Genomic DNA, 17,237 nt, shown 5'->3' with positions numbered 1-17,237 from the left:
ATAGAGGCTCAATCCATTATGTCTTGGGTTCGGGTCAGGAAGTTTCCCAAAGACGCGACTTACAACTGCCGCTCGACTTGCAGCATCCGCCGGTAAGAGAGCCAGCCCGCGATCACCATTGCCAGCGCAAACAGCGCCAGAAACCAAAAGTGGAACTCAATGGCGGCAAAGTCGTCACCATTGGCAGAGACCTTGAGCAGAGCTTCGTTCATGTGATAAATCGGGTTGAACTGAGCCAAATTCAACAGCGACTCTGGAAACAGCGAACTGGGTAAAAATGCCCCCCCCAGAATCAGTAGTGGCACGCCAAAGGCCGCAACCAGGGCATTCACATCCTCGGTGCGTTTTGCCAACTGGGTTCCCAACACAAAGCCAACGCCAACATAGGCAGCGATGCTCAGCAATAGGATGGCTAACCCTAGCCCCAGTGAACCTTGAAATCGTGCTCCCCAAACGGCGGCGATCAGATACACTAGCAGCGTTTGCCCCAGTCCAATTGCACAATGAGCCAGAAAAATTCCCAGAAAATAGGACGTGCCGCTCAGCGGTGAAATGAACAATCGCTTTAGGGTGAGCTGTTCCCGTTCACCCACCACGGTCGAAACACTGCCACCCAAGCAGCTAAAGAACAACGCCGCACCCACCAACGTAACCGGAGCCGCATTCTCAAAGGCTTGCTGCATCGATAGGTTGGCCCGTTCGGCCAAAATGAATCCGTTCAGCAGCAGTACCGAAACAGGAAAAATGCTCCAAAAAATTAAACTGCGACGGCGTCTCAAAAGTTCGGTTAAGATTCGTTGCGCGACTGCTAAGGTTTCGTACCAATACTTCATGAGCTGTTTAGCAAGTGGAAGAAATCGTTTGGAAAAGCGGCAATTGGTTTGACCGGATCAATGCTTAAAAGAAGTCTACTCTGAGGAGTTCGGTTTCGCGTGGATCACCAGGATATTCTCTCGTTTTCCCTCTCTCGTCGTGCCCTGCTAAAAACCTTTGGAATTGGAGCCACGGCTGGGCTATTGGGCTATTCTCGCTTCAGCAAACCGCAGCCCACAGTGCATCAGCCCGATGTTTTGGATTTACCTCGCCACCTCAGTCAGCCGAAAACCGCGGTAGTCGTGGGAGCCGGGTTGGCCGGGTTGGCCTGTGCCTATGAGCTGAGCCAACGGGGGTTTGCTGTTACTTTGTTGGAACGCTCGCCCCAGTTGGGTGGCAAAATTGCGAGCTGGCCGATTCAGGTCGGAGGCGATCAGTTTCAGATGGAGCATGGCTTTCATGGCTTTTTCCCGCAATACTACAACCTCAAGAGCTTGGTAGCAGAGCTGGGGATTCAGCAAAACTTTGTCGATCTGAAATTCTATTCGGTGGTGTTTCGGGAAAACCAGTATCAGCCAGAGGTGTTTCGCCCTAGCCACTCGGCCTTCCCGTGGAACATTGTGGATCTGGCAATTGCCTCTCCTAACCGGCTGCGCTGGGGAATTAATCTGACCCATCCCAAGCATTGGCAAGTGTTTCGCGCCATAACTGGCTTCCATCCCCAAAAAAGCTACCAGAAGCTGGATCACCTCTCGGTGGCGGAATGGGTGGCAAGCGACTTTCCGCGCGGGCTGTACGACCTCTACTTTCTCCCCTTTGCCAAATCCAGCCTGAATGCGCCGGATCTGATGAGCGCTGCCGAGCTAATGCAGTTTTTCCACTTTTACTTTTTTGGCAACCCAGAAGGGCTGGCCTTTAACGGGACGAAGCAGGACATGGGCACGTCGCTGGTGCAGCCGATTGCTGAGGCGATTCTGCAAAACGGCGGCAAAATTATAACGAATGCAATTGTCAGTGACGTTCAATATGCAGAGGATCGGATTCAAACGCTCAAGTATCAGGTCGGTGAGGTCAGCGCCTCGGTGCCGTTTTGGGTAGATCGGAATCCGCTGTTTGCCGCAAACGTTGGCACTATGACCAAGCGGTTCTATGGTGCAGGCGATCAGATGTTTGCTGTCAGCGAGAATGGAAACGAGGCGATTTCCCTCACCTGTACCCATCAAGGCTGTACGGTGCAGCCGCAGGCAGACGGGCAGTTTCATTGTCCCTGTCACGGTGCGGTGTTTGATGCCCAGGGGCGAGTGGTGCGTGCTCCAGCAGAAAGAGATTTGCCGCGATTCAAAGTTGTGCAGCAGCAGGTGGATCAAATTCAGCTCGTTGGAGCAGAAGGGACAACAACGCCAGCCCACCAACTGCAAGCCGATTATTACGTCTTTGCTACCGATGTTCCAGGGACACAGTATTTATTCAATCACGTATCCGGTGATGTTCCAGCTCAATTACAGCAGCAGATTCAATCGCTTGCCATTGCCGATCCGTTTGCTGTATGTCGGTTTTGGTTTGATCGAGACTTTGAATGGTTTCATAGCGATTTCACGTCGCTTTCCGGCTATCGTCTCACCGACAGTATCACGCTGTATCACCGGATTCAGGATCAGTTTATTGCCTGGGCCGAACGCACCGGAGGCAGTGTGGTCGAACTGCATGCCTATTGCTACAAAGAGCAGGAATTCCCCACTCAGGCAGACCTAATTGCCACTTTTGAGCAGGAACTGTACGAGATTGTGCCGTCTTTGCGGCAAGCCACACTCCTGCACCGTGAATTAGTTAACCAAAAGAATTTCTCCGGCTATCCGCCCCACAGCTACGCCAACCGCCCGGAAACCGCTACGCCGATCTTGAATTTGCTGTTTGCTGGCGATTGGGTGAAGATGCCGTTTCCCTGCGGCCTGATGGAGCGGGCGGTCAGCAGTGGCCTGTTGGCGGCAAACGAAGTGCTGCATCGGGAAGGACTCCAGCGGCGGGCAATTTTTTCGGTCAATCCCGAAGGCATCTTGCAGATTTGAATCAACAAGCATATTTCGCTCAGGCTACAATGAATCCACCTGAGGATGCTGGAGGTGCCGCCATGCTGCCGATTGACCTACAACACCTGCCCTCTACTGATGAACTCCCCTGTTCCGACGATACGCCCGTGGACAATGAGGAACAAAATCTGCTGCCCAACATGCTGCTGTTTCTGCTCAACTCAATCTGGGCTGAGCGAATAGATTGGTACTTTGGCGTCGATATGGCCGTCTATCACACCACCGGCGACAATCCCCGCATTCCAGTCGTGCCGGATGCCTTTTTGAGTATTGGCGTGGAGCGCAAAAAGGGGGGTAAGTATCGCAAGAGCTACGCAGTCTGGGAAGAAAACGGAGTGGTGCCGATTCTGGTACTGGAAATGGTATCGCAAACGCCAAGGGGCGAATATGACGAAAAGATGAGGATCTACGCCAAGCTAGGGGTGTTGTACTATGTGGTGTACAACCCGGAGTATGGGCAGCGCGACCGGCACCAACCGTTTGAGGTGTACAAGCTGGAGGCTGGTGAGTATCAGTTGCAGAGCGGAGAGCCGTACTGGATGGCAGAGACTGGATTAGGCATTGGGCGGTGTCAAGTTGTCTTTGGCAACCTGCCGCAGGAGCAGTTAGCCTGGTTTGACCAGCAGGGCAATCGCTACCTGACACCAGAAGAACGCGCCGCCGCAGAACAACAGCGTGCCCAAGCAGAACAACAGCGGCGAGAACAGCTAGAGGCATTTTTACGCTCACAAGGTTTTGATCCGGATCATCTGCCCGAAGCCTAATATCAATTCGGTTGATCCACCAGAATTTACGTGGAGGCGTTCTGCCAGAACGCCTGTACACTCCAGCATTTAAATTAGGGCGTTTAATTAAAAAGTGTTTTGCCAAAAGGAGCAGTGAGAGAATCTTCCGCTGCTCCAGATCTTTCATCACTGACCTAAGGCAAATCTGTATGGCCCATCAGGTAACGGTCACACTCCCGCGCTGCTTCTCGTCCTTCGTTAAAGGCCCAGACGACGAGACTCTGGCCGCGCCGACAGTCGCCTGCGGCAAACACACCGGGAATATTGGTGGCATATTTGCCATACTCAGCTTTGACATTACTGCGAGGATCTTTCTCTAGTTGCAGCGCATCGAGCAGGAATTGTTCCGGTCCCAAAAAGCCCATTGCTAACAGCACCAACTGAGCCGGCAAAACTTTCTCAGTACCGGGAATCGGGTTGGGAATAAACTGGCCTTTTTCGTTGCGTTCCCACTGCACTTCGACGGTATGCACCGCTTTCACCTGACCGTTCTCGTCGCCTTCAAACTGAGTAGCGGTTGTGAGATACACCCGTGGATCATCGCCAAACTTCGCTGCCGCTTCTTCTTGGCCGTAGTCCATGCGGTAAATTTTTGGCCATTCGGGCCAGGGATTGTTAGCAGCGCGAGTTTCCGGCGGTTTGGGCATAATTTCGAGCTGCACCAAACTGTTGCAGCCGTGACGGATCGACGTCCCAACGCAGTCGGTGCCTGTATCTCCGCCGCCGATAATTACCACATCCTTGCCAGCGGCTGAGATGAAGCTGTCGTCTGGTTGGCGATCCAGGACCGCCTTAGTGTTAGCCGTGAGGAATTCCATAGCGAAGTGAATCCCCTTGAGCTGGCGGCCTGGAATCGGCAGGTCGCGCGGTTTGGTGGCGCCAATACAAAGCACCACGGCGTCAAATTCCCGCAGCAGGGTTTCGACTGGCAAATCTTTGCCTACTTCCGTGTTGCAGATGAACTTGACGCCTTCAGCTTCTAGGATTTGCAGCCGCCGCATCACCACCTGCTCTTTGTCCAACTTCATGTTGGGAATGCCATACATCAACAAACCACCGGGGCGATCGGCCCGTTCAAACACCGTCACGGTATGGCCTGCGGTGTTTAATTGAGCCGCGGCGCAGAGTCCGGCGGGTCCAGAGCCAATCACGGCCACTCGTTTGCCGGTGCGTTTCGCCGGTATTTGCGGCGTGATCCAGCCTTCGTCCCAGCCTTTTTCGATAATCGAATATTCGATGTTTTTGATCGTCACCGGGGGATTGGTGATGCCGAGGACGCAGGAACCTTCGCAGGGAGCCGGACAAACTCGTCCGGTGAATTCGGGAAAGTTGTTGGTTTTGTGCAGTCGGTCCAGCGCTTCCCGCCAGAGGCCGCGATAGACTAAATCATTCCACTCTGGAATCAGATTGTTAATCGGGCAACCGCTGGCCATGCCGCTAATTAGGGTGCCCGTGTGGCAAAAGGGCGTGCCGCAGTCCATGCAGCGAGCGCCTTGGGTGCGCAGTCGGTCTTCGGGCATGGGCAGATGAAATTCATCCCAGTTGCGAATTCGGTCTAAGGGGGCCACTTCCGAGGGCAGTTCGCGCAGAAATTCGATGAAGCCAGTTGGTTTTCCCATAGGTGTGTTCTCTTGTTGAAATAGGGTTGTTTGTCCTGAGCATTAGAGCGGTAGATAAGCAATTCGGTTAAGCCAGTCTTCTGCCTCTGTTGTCTGCCATAGTTTGATGAGATTATTGATGGCTTCCTGGATGGACAAGCTTTGTGAAACGATAATTACGCCTGAACTCGTTCGAGTGGCCACAAATTCAGCAAAGTACTTTGGCATTGTTCGTTGATCGTGGGAAACCAAAATTCTACCGGCTTGTGCTGCCAACGCTAAGACTTCTAAGTCGCTCAAACCGCTTAGATTTGATGCATTTGATGTTTCAAAATCAATTTCCGGTGCTCGCCTAATAATTCCTGTCACGATGGTTTGGTTTAAATCAGCATCTGCCTGAAAACGAAGCTTCACGATTGATTAGATGCATTAGCCGATAGCGTTTTATAGAGTAAGCGATTTGTTTCTTTAGCTTGTTGCCTCAACGTTTCAAATTGCTGTTTTCCTTCAGCTAGATAGGCATCAATCGCAGTTCGATTTCTTAAGTAAAAAGTAATCGCTCCATAGACCTCCTCTAGAGTTAGGGCTGGGAATGATTGGACGATACTTTCTGGTGATTGTCCTGCCAGAAATGCATAAACGATTGAATCGAGAGAAACTCGCTTACCAATAACTCGGTAACATCCTTCTCGTTCCTGAATGTATTCTTTCACTGTAATAATTTGCGTGTTCATCATGTTTTGTATTTATTGTTTTATTCGCTAGTTTGCTCGACATCCCAAGTGTCTTAATTTAACGACAAGTAGGATGCCGAGCGGTGCGATGAATTAACCTCCGCCAATCCGAGCGACATCGCGGGCGTTGGCTTCAAAAGCAGCGGTCAGGGCTTCGTCGCCGCTCAAGCCAGAGGCGAGGGCATCCTGGAGCGCCTGTAGGACTCGCTTATAGTCTCTCGGCATCACCTTGACGAACTTCGGCACCATTTCCTGCCAGCTAACTAGCACTTGGGCTGCTTTTTGGCTTTGCGTGTAAGTGGCGTGGCGTTGAATCATTTGATAGAGGTCGGCAATTTCTTCCGGCTCTTCCAGCGTTTCTAGCCCCACCATTTGCGTATTGCAGCGAATCGGGAAGTCGCCGGTTTCATCCAGGACATAGGCAACGCCGCCGCTCATGCCTGCTGCGAAATTGCGTCCGGTCGAGCCGAGCACGACCACTTTGCCGCCGGTCATGTATTCACAGCCGTGATCGCCCACGGCTTCCACCACCGCGTTGACGCCTGAATTGCGGACACAGAAGCGTTCTCCGGCCATACCGTTGATGTAGGCTTCGCCGCCAGTAGCACCGTAGAAGGCAACATTACCCGCGATGATATTCTCTGCCGCCACAAAGTCCGAACCAGCGGGTGGATAGAGGATGATTTTGCCGCCGCTTAGCCCTTTGCCCAAGTAGTCATTGGCGTCCCCTTCCAATTCAAGCGTTACACCCTGGGGCACAAACGCGCCAAAACTCTGACCGGCACTGCCCTGAAAATGCAGATGCACCGTATCTTCCGGCAGCCCCTCCCAATGGCGCTTGGTGATTTCGTTGCCCAAAATCGTACCGACGACGCGGTTGGTGTTTTTGATCGGCAGAGTGGCTTTCACTGGTTCGCCCCGCTCGATGGCCGGTTTACAGAGATCCAGCAGCACCGTCAGGTCCAAAGACTGATCGAGTCCGTGATCTTGGGGTATCTGGCAATAGCGGCCCACCTCATCGCCCACCTGCGGCTGGTACAGGATTTTGGACAGATCGATGCCCTTCGCCTTCCAGTGATCGACGGCTTGTTTGGGTTCCAGCACATCGGTGCGGCCCACCATTTCGTTCAGCGTCCGGAAGCCGAGCTGCGCCATCAGTTCCCGCACTTCTTGGGCAATAAACCGCATGAAGTTGACCGTGTGGGCCGGATCGCCGGTGAAGTTCTGCCGCAGTTTCGGATCTTGCGTCGCCACACCCACCGGACAGGTGTTGAGATGGCAGACCCGCATCATAATGCAGCCCAAAGTCACCAATGGTGCGGTCGCAAAGCCGAATTCCTCAGCGCCTAACAGAGCGGCGACCACCACGTCGCGTCCGGTTTTCATTTGCCCATCGGTTTCTACCACAATGCGTGAACGCAAATTGTTCAGCACCAGGGTTTGATGGGTTTCGGCCAAACCCAGTTCCCAGGGGAGACCGGCGTGCTTGATCGAGGTTTGGGGCGAGGCACCCGTACCGCCATCGAAGCCGGAAATCAGCACCACATCGGCATGGGCTTTGGCCACACCCGCAGCAATTGTTCCCACGCCCACTTCTGACACCAGCTTGACGCTGATCCGAGCTTGACGGTTGGCATTTTTCAAGTCGTGAATCAGCTCGGCCAGGTCTTCAATCGAATAGATATCGTGGTGGGGCGGCGGCGAAATCAAACCGACTCCCGGCGTCGAGTGGCGCACCTTGGCGATCCAGGGGTAGACCTTGGCTCCCGGAAGTTGGCCGCCTTCACCGGGTTTTGCGCCCTGTGCCATCTTGATTTGCAGTTCCCTCGCCTGGGAGAGGTACAGACTCGTGACGCCAAACCGCCCCGATGCCACCTGTTTAATGGCGCTATTTTTGGAATCACCTTGTTCGTTGGTCCAGGTATAGCGTTCGGGGTCTTCGCCGCCTTCGCCGGTGTTGGATTTGCCGCCAATCCGGTTCATGGCAATCGCCAGCGATTCATGGGCTTCTTTGGAAATTGACCCATAGCTCATGGCCCCGGTTTTGAACCGCTTCATGATCGCTTCGACTGACTCTACCTCTTCGATGGGGACAGGCTGACGCGGTTTGAATTGCAGCAGACCGCGCAGGGTGAAGAACTTCTGGTGCTGCTCGTTTACCAGACTGGCGTACTGCTTGTAGAGCGAGTAGTCGTTTTCGCGCACGGCCCGTTGCAGGGTGTGAATCGTCTGGGGACTAAACAGATGGGCTTCCCCTTCTTTGCGCCACTGATACTCCCCGCCGACATCGAGCGTGTGGCCGTTGACCTGCCGGTCTGGAAAGGCGTGATGGTGCCGCAGAATCGCTTCTTTGGCAATTACTTCCAGGTCAGCGCCTTCGATGCGGGAAGCAGTCCAGGTAAAGTAGGGATCGATCACCGAATGGTTGAGGCCAATCGCTTCAAAGATTTGGGCACCGCGATAGCTTTGCAGCGTCGAGATGCCGATTTTCGAGGCGACTTTGATTACGCCTTTGGTGGCGGCTTTGATGTAGTTCTTGCAGGCGGTCGGGTAGTCCACCGTTGGCAGCAAACCGTCCTGGATCATGTCGCCAATTGTTTCAAACGCCAGGTAGGGATTGATCGCCCCACAGCCATAGCCAATCAGCACAGCAAAGTGATGCACCTCGCGCGGTTCGCCCGACTCTAAAACAATTCCGACTCTGGTGCGGCTGCCCGCTCGAATCAGATGGTGATGCAGTCCGGCTACGGCCAGCAACGCGGGAATTGGCGCATGGTCTGGATCGATATCGCGGTCGGAAAGAATCAGGATGCTGACGCCTTGCTCGATGGCTCGATCCGCTTGTTGGCAAAGGTGAGCCATCGCCGCTTCTAAGCCCTGGACGCCCGCTTTGGGGTCAAACAGCATCGGCAGGGTGATGGACTGGAAATCACCAGAGAGCTGCTTTAGCGTCGCTAGTTCGGCGTTACTGAGGATGGGCGTTTTTAGTTTGATCAATCGACAGCTTTCGGGTTCGGGTTTGAGCAGGTTGCGCTCGGAGCCAATTGTGGTCTGGGCTGAGGTGATGATTTCTTCCCGGATCGAGTCGATCGGCGGATTCGTCACCTGGGCAAACAACTGCTGGAAGTAGTCGTAGAGCAATTTGGGCCGTTCCGATAGCACCGACAGCGGCGTATCCGACCCCATCGCGCCCACGGCTTCCACTCCATCGCGGGCCATTGGCGTCAGCAGTAAGCGCAGATCCTCGAAGGTGTAGCCAAAGGCGGTTTGGCGTTGGGTGAGGGAGTGGGGTGAGGGGGCTTCGACGCGAGCGCTCAGCCGAGCAGTGAGAGGGCTTCGATGCGAGCGCACTGCCCCCATGGGGCCAGAAAAATCAGCCGAGCGGTGAGGGGGTGAGGGGGTGCCGTTTGGGCTGGTTTCGTCAACAGTGACAGCGGCCTGTAGTTGGGTTAGATCGACGAGGTACTGATTCAGCCAGTTGCGGTAGGGGTGGGCGGTGGCGATTTGGGTTTTGATTTCTTCGTCGGCTACAATTCGGCCCGCCTCCATATCGACTAAGAACATGCGTCCGGGCTGCAAGCGGCCTTTGTGGGCGACTCGTTCGGGGGCGATTGGCAAGACGCCGGCTTCAGAGGCCATGATCACTAGATCATCTTTGGTGACGTAGTAACGCGAGGGCCGTAACCCATTTCGATCCAGCACTGCTCCGATCATCGTGCCGTCGGTGAAGGCGATCGAGGCGGGGCCATCCCAGGGTTCCATCAGGCAGGAATGGTATTCGTAGAAGGCTTTCTTTTCGTCGCTCATCGACTCGTGAGCCGTCCAGGGTTCGGGAATCATCATCATCACCGCATGGGGCAACGAGCGACCGGCCAGCATCAGTAATTCTAGGGCATTGTCGAAAATCGTGGAATCGCTGCCGTCGGGGTTGATCACCGGCTTGATTTTCTTGATGTCGTCGCCAAACAGCTCGGATTCAAACAGAGACTGGCGGGCATGCATCCAGTTGATGTTGCCACGCAATGTGTTGATTTCGCCGTTGTGGGCGATATAGCGATAGGGGTGGGAGCGCTCCCAGCTCGGAAAGGTATTGGTACTGAAGCGAGAGTGGACCAGCGCTAGCGCGCTTTCCATGTCGGGGTCGTGCAGCTCCGGATAGTATTGGCCCACCTGAAGCGGCGTCAGCATGCCTTTATAAACTAGCGTGCGGCAGGAGAGGCTAGCCGGATACCAGCAGGGATCAAGCCGAGAGGTGCGGATCTCGTTGTGCGCCCGTTTGCGAATCACATACAGCTTCCGCTCAAAGGCCAGATCGTCGGTCAGGTTGGGATTGCGTTGGATGAACACCTGCTCCATAAACGGTTCGCTGGCTTTGGCGGTGTTGCCCAACGGAGAGTTGTCTGTTGGCACATCGCGCCACCCAATCACCTGCTGCCCTTCTGCGGCGACAATTTGCTCGAACTGCTGGCGGCTCTGCTGACGTTGATGCGGATCACGAGAGGCGTAGATCATGCCAACCCCGTACTGGCTCGGAGCGGGTAGAGTCATGCCTTCCGCGGCAGCAACTTTCTGGAGAAACTGGTGCGGCACCTGCATCAAAATGCCCGCCCCGTCGCCGGTGTTAGCTTCGGCCCCGCAAGCGCCGCGATGCTCCAGATTGGCAAGAATGGTCAACGCCTGCTCGACAATACTGTGGGACTTGTGCCCTTTCATATGGACGATAAACCCAACCCCACAGGCATCGTGCTCGAACTGGGGATCGTAGAGTCCTTGCTTGGGTGGCAATGCGTTGATGTTCATTTATGAAGGCCCTAGAAGTATTGATCAGCAAGATTGAATCAGCAGGTTAAACGTAATCTAGAGCAAAAACTCGATTGCTTTGATTCAGTTGCGAGCAATTCGATCGAAATTTCAGCTCTAGATAAATCGCATTCTCTAACAGCGAACGCGGCTCATGTCAGATCTTAAGGAAATTGATAGAAGTAATGCGTTAAATGTCAGGTTTTCCTAGCATTTTAGATTGCTTATCTTGTTTTTACTTGTTTTAGCAAAGCTAGCAAAATTTGTTACTCAACTATAAAATGACCGTTGCTGATGCAAGCTCTAGGTTGAACTTCCCGCAATCCGCCAATCTTGAACTAAGGACGTTTTTTCACACAATTCTTCACAATTACGGCAAAGAAAAATCAACGCTCTGCTACGGAATCTAGCGGGTTTTAACTGACTGTAAAGAACTGACACAAACTGTAAAAGAAATGCGGCAACGGCAGGTTCAATCCGCCTAAATAGAGTTAAGGCAACCTGAATTCTGATAATGCAGAATCTGCAAGTTGGTCTTGATCGGACGGTGATTGTTTGCTAAGGGCTGCCTTGAGGAGCAGAACTAAATCCTTGGTTTGAACAACTTGTTTTGATAGTTTGCCGCTGCCTGCGTTGTTTCGCCGCTCAAAGAGAGGAATACTGCTATGCATTCGCCCCAGACGGTTTATAACAAGCTAAAATCGCTCGAGCAAATGGATATAGCTAGCGGTGCGCTGTACCGTCAGCTCGCTCAGGAAATTTTGGCCGACCCGAAGGTGAGTTTATCTTGGCGGCAGGCCATTGCTGAACGGCTGAGTCAAGCTAATTGGTTTTTAGCTAAGCGCAATGTGGAGTCGGGCGATAGCTATTAGTTTGCTGGCCAATATCCGGTGGTTGAAACCGCGCCTACACAAACGATGTTCGCCGACGCTGACTCTAGCCCACCCACTGGCGTTGAACTGCGCAGGTTTTGTCTGTGTAGCTGTGCCTACCCTGCGGGACGCTGCCCTATAACAGCTGCCAAGCACCATTTAAGTTGTACATTGGTGTATTTTTGTACACCCTATGAACTGCTTGGAGGTTAACCCTATACTAGGATGAGATTGTTGAAGAAATCCATAGGATTTGTGAGGAATACTCTCAGTTATTCAATCAGGTTGGAATAGCATTCAGCTTGCCCATTATTGCCAATCTTTATTAGATTTGCCTGAAATATCTAACTCTCAACATATGGTCGTTATTCCACTAGGGCATCAAGCAGTTGAGTTGGAGCTTGTCTTAGAGGGGCGTAGATAGACGGTTTCGTATCAAGAGAAGGATTATGTAAGTGGCTATATTGAACTCTTTCCTGCTGCTTTAACTTATGGATTTCATTCTAATTTGTCTGTTCAAGCAACAGAATAGATTCAATACCATTCAGAGCCTATCTTCCTAGCTCAGGTTGCTTATGAAACGGTGAACCCCGATCGCGTCGAACTGTTGCTAACACAGAAAAAAGTTGATTTATTGATCAACACCCGCAAGTTAACAGCACGGGTGTTGATCGTATTTCTCGAACGCTTGATTGCTAAACGAGAGCGCAAGCTGATGTGGATTGTGGACAGACATCCAGTTCAGCGCTCGGATGCAGTTCGACAGTGGCTACAGGAGCATCAAGACAAAATCGAGATGCATTTCCTGCCGCCGTACTCACCGCAGTTAAATTCAACCGAGTATGGCAATGGCGATGTGAAGCAGGGGGTGCATTCCAAGCCACCGACGCGCAATTTGAGTCAGTTGAAAGAGCGGTTACGATCGCATCTATTCAAATTACAGAAGTTACCAACTCGAATCGTTAAGTATTTCCAGCCTCCTGCTATTGCTTATGCGGCTTGAATAGATGTAGTCTCAATTATTGCCGGGTTAATAAAACCGCCGGTATACAGACTAAGTCGGTCCGCACCGACTCATTGCCAAGTAATGTTGCTGAGGAACCCGCCTTCGCGGGTTCTGTTTGTGTAGATGCGGTCTCTAACCGCCAGTATTTGGTTTTGTCGTTCGATCAGCTAAACCTCAACTAGCTGCGGTTCATCTACAGTGTCAGCCTGCCAGCCGTATTGGCTCAACCGCTCGATTGCCTGGTCGATCAAGGCTAGCCCCTGCTCCAGGTTTTCGATTACCGCCAATTTGCCGCGCAGCTCTGCCGCATCCTGAAAGCCTTTAGCGTACCAAGTCATATGTTTGCGGGCCTGCCGGATTCCCCGCTCGCCCTTGTAGTCCCACAGCATTTCCAGATGGTCACGAGCGCATTGAAGCCGTTCAATCGGAGACGGAGGAGTCCGCGGTTCGCCAGTCTTGAGGAAATGATCGACTTCGCCTACCAGAAACGGATAGCCTAGAGTACCGCGCGAGCACATCACCCCATCCGCTCCCGTCATCTCTAGACACCGCACCGCCGCCTCGACCGAAAAAATATCGCCGTTGGCAATCACCGGAATCGACAGCACTGCTTTGACGCGGGCAATCCATTCCCAGCGGGCCGGTCCGTTATAGCCCTGAGCGCGGGTGCGTCCGTGTAGCGTCAGCATTTGGGCACCGGCATCCTGCATCCGCTGGGCAAACTCGACCGCGTTGATTTCTTTATCGCTCCAGCCAATCCGGGTTTTGACCGTGACCGGCACATCTACGGCTTTCACCACCGAGCGCACAATTGCTTCCGCCACGTCCGGTTGCCGCAGCAGCGAGGAACCACCGCCATTTTTGGTGATTTTGTTCACCGGACAGCCCATATTGATATCGACCGTATCGGCTCCTTCTGCAACCGCCATCTGAGCCGCTTCTGCTAAAAAATCGGGGCGACAGTCGAACAACTGGATGCTGATGGGCCGCTCGTTCGGGTCAATTTCCATGATCTTGGGCAACTGCTTGACATAGTGCAGCCCGGTGGCATTGACCATTTCGGTATACATCATGGATGTAGGAGCATAGCGCCGCACCAACCGCCGAAACACCAGATCCGTCACGCCCGACAGCGGAGATTGCAACACCCGACTATTGACCTCAAAATTGCCAATCTTCAGCGGGGTAGATAGGCGAGCCTTCAGAGCAGGAGACAGCGTAACCATGATTGACATTAGATTAAGAGAAACAGTAATTGCCGAATTGGCAGAATTGTCACAGTCTTCAATTCTGCTTCAGATCTAATCCTAGACAGAACCGCCTCTTCTTGGGCAAAAATTTATAAACAGGCCAGTGCAATTTATCTTCGCGATTCCGTTTTTTTATGCCCAAAGTCCTTGACCCGAACGAAACCTATACCTTCACGCGCTACACCGAACTGCCCTACGACCGAGAGGACATTCTGGCGGATTTGCACTGCACGATTTCGAGTCAGACTCTCAGCCTACCCCGCTCCTCAGGCGACCTCGATCTCCAGGATTTGCACTTGATTCTGCAAGCGGCCTTCCAATTCACGACCATTAGCAGCGAGCAGGCGCGGCGGGAATTTTTGATTGCACCGATTATCAGTCAGGTTTGTCGGTATACGCAGCAAAAAGTCCGAGTCGAGTATCCACTGCTAGTCAGCAATTGGCTGCGAGGTACGCTCGACTATTACTTTCAAGCCAATAATCTGCTGATCATCGAGGCCACGCGGGAAAACCTCTACAGTGGTTTCACTCAGCTTGGCGCAGAACTGGTCGCCCTCGACCAATGGACCGATTCAGCCAGTCCAATTCTGTATGGCGCGGTCACAACCGGACAAATTTGGCAGTTCGGCCAGTTTGAACGAGCTAGCAGACACTTAACCGAGGATTTAACCCTTTACCGAGTTCCGCAGGAATTAGAGGATCTGGTGCGAATTTTGATTGGCATTTTGACGGAATCTCGTCCGAGCGCTCAACCTATTTCTAGCCCAGCTTGAGTTCGATCGAAACGCCCTTGAGCTGCTTGCTGGGATGGGCTTGCAGATAGGCCTGCACCATCTGCTGACAGGCTTCCAGATAGCCAAAGGCTACCGAGAGCTGCTGCCAAGATGGCGTTTTGCTGAATTTAATGCCCTGCGCTTTGGCCGCTTGCCGACAGGCATTAAAGGAGCCATAGCGCCGCTCTAGCTCGGCTCGCTCAATTGGGATGGGAGCCGTAGGCAGCAGGGCCGCGACCTCAGTTCCGGGTAAGGCCGCCCTCGCGGGTACCGTTTCGACTGGTTCGACCTGTTCGCGCAGTCGATTGACGGCTACTTGGGCCACGGTAAAAATGGCCGCCGCGTTCTGGAGATCCTGCTGCTGATTTTCTTTGAGCTGCTCTAGCAGTTGGTTGATGCGTTTTTTGCCCATGAGGTTTAATCATCCAGCAACGAGCGATTGATCGATGCGGGGTCTTGATACATTTGCGGATTCTCACGCCGGTCGGCATCAGTTCCGTAAGGGTTGGTTCGATTCGTATGGTCTGGTAAGACTTGAGATGGAGGCTCACCGAGCAACGGCTCCTTCTCATCGCGCCAGAACAAGATGACAGCTTTCAAAGCTTGGATAAACCGAAAGAAGCGGTTCGGCTGGGCCATAAAGCCGACCGGATTGTCAATGTCGGCAATCGCATCGTAAGCTGCAGTGAGTTGATCGAAATGGCCAGACATGATTTGAACTTGCTGACTCAATTCTGCCACTACCTGTTGATTCTTGACGGCTAGCTGCTGTTTGTCTAGCTCAAGCTGGTTAATTAGCTGCTGCATCTGAGCAACATTGGCTCTGAGTTGCAGGGTTTTCTGCTTGTGCTCTTCGTTGCGGCGGACTAGTTGGGCACGACTGCGGTTGGTAAAAATCAAACAGTCCCGCATTTCGGTATAAAGCTGCTCGGCTTCGACGGGAGGAAGTTGGGCGATGGTTTTAGGAAAGTCAGTCGCGGGACGAAAGCGGGCAGAGGATTGCTGAGGAGTTGCCATTGCTGCACCAATACGGATAACACGCGGATAACACACAGATTCAGTGACTGAATGTCACTCTGACTCGATCCTGGCATAACAAAACAGCCATGATAGGCGTAAAAACCCTGATTTTACAGAACCTTGATGAAGTTGATGCATCGGTGATCTGCGTTGACCTGATCTCCTAACCCTATGCCGAATCGTTTGCTCTCCAAGCGCTCAACCACTGCATTGGCCTCCGCTGCAACTTCTGTAAATCTTTTTCCAGGTCAATCTCCGCTAGGTTGGCACGATAGCGCTGGTCGGAGGTATGGGTCACAATCACTGGGGCATGTCCAAATTGATCGGCAGTTAGGTCAATGATTAATTCGTTACCTTTTACCCAACAGTGATCACACCAAATTCCGTCGCATCCAAGCATTCCCACCTGGGCTTGGAGAGTGCCATCCATGTCTTGCGGCGGGCGTCCTCCAACAATTTCCCAAACATGTTCACTCTGTAGCTCGCGCAACAGCATTACCAAGAAAATACTGCTGTAGCGGCACATCCAGCGGCTGAGAGGAGACGGAATTTCATTCCAACCTTGATGAGCAGCGAGCCAATGCGGTTCCAAAAACTGCCTGACTGTAAAAGCAAACGTTGTGACTTCAGAGATTAGCATTCAGAAAACCCAATAAACTCGTAAGCAGTAATCATAAGCAGCAATCAGGGAGTGGGGACTGTATCCCAGCAGTTTCTTGATAAAGTTTCTATTCTCACATCTTGCACCAGTACGTGTGTATAAGTTGCGCCAGGGGGAGCAAAATGAGAGAAAAGGGCGTGAAACAAAGATTTTTTCAGACAATGAATTCCATTTGTGGATCTAACGACACTAGAGCAGATGGGCAAGTACACCCCCCCTAACTCAATGAGTGCACTCACAACCGTCGGATCCGCGGTCTCCTCCGGTGCTAGGTTGTGTCCAACTGCCTGCACCAAGGTCGTGGCAAACTTCAGCCATTGCAGCCGTTCTTCTGGCGTGTCGAATCCGGCAAACAGCTCACTCAGTTTTCCGGTTGCTGCTTTGACTGCAATGGATTCAGCCTCAGTAGAGTTGCTCTGCCATAAGGTTGCTAAGAATGCTTCGACTCCATTCTCGGTAGCCGACTCCAGGTGTGAGGGATTGAGCTTGGCATACTCAAAGCCAAAGGCCACCAGTTCTCGGAGAAACTGCGCATCCAGTGTTCCTTCCTCGGAGAGTGATTCGACATTCGTCGCGGCCTCTACCAAGTTATGGACAAACCGCAGTGCTCCCAGTGGGTCCTCCACTCCATCGAGCAGCGTATCAAGGGCTGTGGTGCCCCGTAGCAGTTCAGCTCGAATCTCTGGGTAGGGTTTGGGCGTGCTCGGATCACTCGGTAACTGGGCGCGCCACAAGGAATCGAGGGAATCCGGTGTAGTTGTGGTATCGGTATCAAGTGCCTTGGCTGGATTAAGAGCTGCATAAGTCGGCCCCAACTTCAACAGCGCATTGACTCATG

At 52.8% G+C, this 17,237-nt stretch carries 15 protein-coding genes; 5 read left to right on the top strand and 10 right to left on the bottom strand.

Annotation, left to right across the window (positions count from 1 at the left end; translation table 11 throughout):
* Positions 1-59: 59 nt before the first annotated feature.
* Positions 60-833 carry an ABC transporter permease gene (locus tag HJG54_RS17980; RefSeq protein ID WP_316430412.1) on the bottom strand — a complete coding sequence of 258 codons (774 nt, stop codon included), beginning with the start codon at positions 831-833 and terminating at the stop codon, positions 60-62.
* A 99-nt stretch (positions 834-932) separates the two neighbouring features.
* Here HJG54_RS17980 and HJG54_RS17975 point away from each other — a divergent pair, with 99 nt between their 5' ends.
* Complete coding sequence (locus HJG54_RS17975; protein ID WP_316430411.1) at positions 933-2,879, top strand: FAD-dependent oxidoreductase; 1,947 nt, start codon at positions 933-935, stop codon at positions 2,877-2,879.
* Between the two features lie 29 nt (positions 2,880-2,908).
* Positions 2,909-3,664: a Uma2 family endonuclease gene (locus tag HJG54_RS17970; RefSeq protein WP_316430409.1), complete on the top strand. Its 756-nt coding sequence runs from the start codon at positions 2,909-2,911 to the stop codon at positions 3,662-3,664.
* Positions 3,665-3,819: 155 nt separating this feature from the next.
* On the opposite strand, the gene gltD is transcribed toward HJG54_RS17970, so the two are convergent.
* From gltD to gltB, 4 genes are all read right to left on the bottom strand, one after another.
* A complete protein-coding gene (gene gltD, locus HJG54_RS17965) occupies positions 3,820-5,304 on the bottom strand; it encodes a glutamate synthase small subunit (protein WP_316430408.1) in 1,485 nt (494 codons plus the stop codon).
* A gap of 42 nt (positions 5,305-5,346) precedes the next feature.
* Entirely contained in the window at positions 5,347-5,697 is a 351-nt protein-coding gene (locus HJG54_RS17960; protein ID WP_316430406.1) for a DUF5615 family PIN-like protein, read from the bottom strand.
* Positions 5,694-6,020, bottom strand: a complete 327-nt coding sequence (locus tag HJG54_RS17955) for a DUF433 domain-containing protein (RefSeq protein WP_316430405.1) — start codon at positions 6,018-6,020, stop codon at positions 5,694-5,696. Before HJG54_RS17955 ends, HJG54_RS17960 begins: the two co-directional genes overlap by 4 nt.
* 90 nt (positions 6,021-6,110) lie before the next feature.
* Complete coding sequence (gene gltB, locus HJG54_RS17950; RefSeq protein ID WP_316430404.1) at positions 6,111-10,817, bottom strand: glutamate synthase large subunit; 4,707 nt, start codon at positions 10,815-10,817, stop codon at positions 6,111-6,113.
* 665 nt (positions 10,818-11,482) lie between these two features.
* Here gltB and HJG54_RS17945 point away from each other — a divergent pair.
* The gene (locus HJG54_RS17945) at positions 11,483-11,689 is read left to right on the top strand and encodes a hypothetical protein (RefSeq protein WP_316430402.1); all 207 of its coding nucleotides are present in this window, start codon (positions 11,483-11,485) and stop codon (positions 11,687-11,689) included.
* A gap of 583 nt (positions 11,690-12,272) precedes the next feature.
* Complete coding sequence (locus HJG54_RS17940) at positions 12,273-12,692, top strand: transposase (protein ID WP_316430401.1); 420 nt, start codon at positions 12,273-12,275, stop codon at positions 12,690-12,692.
* A gap of 170 nt (positions 12,693-12,862) precedes the next feature.
* Here the strand turns inward: HJG54_RS17940 and dusB are convergent, their stop codons facing one another.
* On the bottom strand, positions 12,863-13,930 hold the full coding sequence (gene dusB, locus HJG54_RS17935; RefSeq protein ID WP_316430399.1) for a tRNA dihydrouridine synthase DusB: 1,068 nt from the start codon (positions 13,928-13,930) through the stop codon (positions 12,863-12,865).
* Between the two features lie 149 nt (positions 13,931-14,079).
* Between dusB and HJG54_RS17930 the strand changes: the two genes are divergently transcribed.
* Complete coding sequence (locus tag HJG54_RS17930; protein WP_316430398.1) at positions 14,080-14,718, top strand: hypothetical protein; 639 nt, start codon at positions 14,080-14,082, stop codon at positions 14,716-14,718.
* On the opposite strand, the gene HJG54_RS17925 is transcribed toward HJG54_RS17930, so the two are convergent.
* The 4 genes from HJG54_RS17925 to HJG54_RS17910 form a co-directional block, all read right to left on the bottom strand.
* The gene (locus HJG54_RS17925) at positions 14,705-15,130 is read right to left on the bottom strand and encodes a hypothetical protein (protein ID WP_316430397.1); all 426 of its coding nucleotides are present in this window, start codon (positions 15,128-15,130) and stop codon (positions 14,705-14,707) included. The two genes, HJG54_RS17930 and HJG54_RS17925, sit on opposite strands and share 14 nt — an antisense overlap.
* Before the next feature lie 5 nt (positions 15,131-15,135).
* Positions 15,136-15,735, bottom strand: a complete 600-nt coding sequence (locus HJG54_RS17920; RefSeq protein WP_316430395.1) for a hypothetical protein — start codon at positions 15,733-15,735, stop codon at positions 15,136-15,138.
* A gap of 172 nt (positions 15,736-15,907) precedes the next feature.
* The gene (locus HJG54_RS17915; RefSeq protein ID WP_316430393.1) at positions 15,908-16,378 is read right to left on the bottom strand and encodes a hypothetical protein; all 471 of its coding nucleotides are present in this window, start codon (positions 16,376-16,378) and stop codon (positions 15,908-15,910) included.
* Between the two features lie 44 nt (positions 16,379-16,422).
* Positions 16,423-17,214 carry a hypothetical protein gene (locus HJG54_RS17910; protein WP_316430391.1) on the bottom strand — a complete coding sequence of 264 codons (792 nt, stop codon included), beginning with the start codon at positions 17,212-17,214 and terminating at the stop codon, positions 16,423-16,425.
* Positions 17,215-17,237 lie beyond the last annotated feature (23 nt).

Source organism: Leptolyngbya sp. NK1-12 (assembly GCF_032598965.1).
Lineage (GTDB): Bacteria > Cyanobacteriota > Cyanobacteriia > Elainellales > Elainellaceae > Elainella.
This window is presented reverse-complemented; position numbering and strand designations above follow the sequence as displayed.

Excerpts from the sequence above, each read along its gene's own strand:
- gltD (WP_316430408.1), bottom strand. The coding sequence starts at position 5,304 with ATGGGAAAACCAACTGGCTTCATCGAATTTCTGCGCGAACTGCCCTCG.
- HJG54_RS17925 (WP_316430397.1), bottom strand. The coding sequence starts at position 15,130 with ATGGGCAAAAAACGCATCAACCAACTGCTAGAGCAGCTCAAAGAAAAT.
- HJG54_RS17980 (WP_316430412.1), bottom strand. The coding sequence starts at position 833 with ATGAAGTATTGGTACGAAACCTTAGCAGTCGCGCAACGAATCTTAACC.
- HJG54_RS17970 (WP_316430409.1), top strand. The coding sequence starts at position 2,909 with ATGAATCCACCTGAGGATGCTGGAGGTGCCGCCATGCTGCCGATTGAC.
- dusB (WP_316430399.1), bottom strand. The coding sequence starts at position 13,930 with ATGTCAATCATGGTTACGCTGTCTCCTGCTCTGAAGGCTCGCCTATCT.
- HJG54_RS17955 (WP_316430405.1), bottom strand. The coding sequence starts at position 6,020 with ATGATGAACACGCAAATTATTACAGTGAAAGAATACATTCAGGAACGA.
- HJG54_RS17915 (WP_316430393.1), bottom strand. The coding sequence starts at position 16,378 with ATGCTAATCTCTGAAGTCACAACGTTTGCTTTTACAGTCAGGCAGTTT.
- HJG54_RS17945 (WP_316430402.1), top strand. The coding sequence starts at position 11,483 with ATGCATTCGCCCCAGACGGTTTATAACAAGCTAAAATCGCTCGAGCAA.
- gltB (WP_316430404.1), bottom strand. The coding sequence starts at position 10,817 with ATGAACATCAACGCATTGCCACCCAAGCAAGGACTCTACGATCCCCAG.
- HJG54_RS17930 (WP_316430398.1), top strand. The coding sequence starts at position 14,080 with ATGCCCAAAGTCCTTGACCCGAACGAAACCTATACCTTCACGCGCTAC.
- HJG54_RS17920 (WP_316430395.1), bottom strand. The coding sequence starts at position 15,735 with ATGGCAACTCCTCAGCAATCCTCTGCCCGCTTTCGTCCCGCGACTGAC.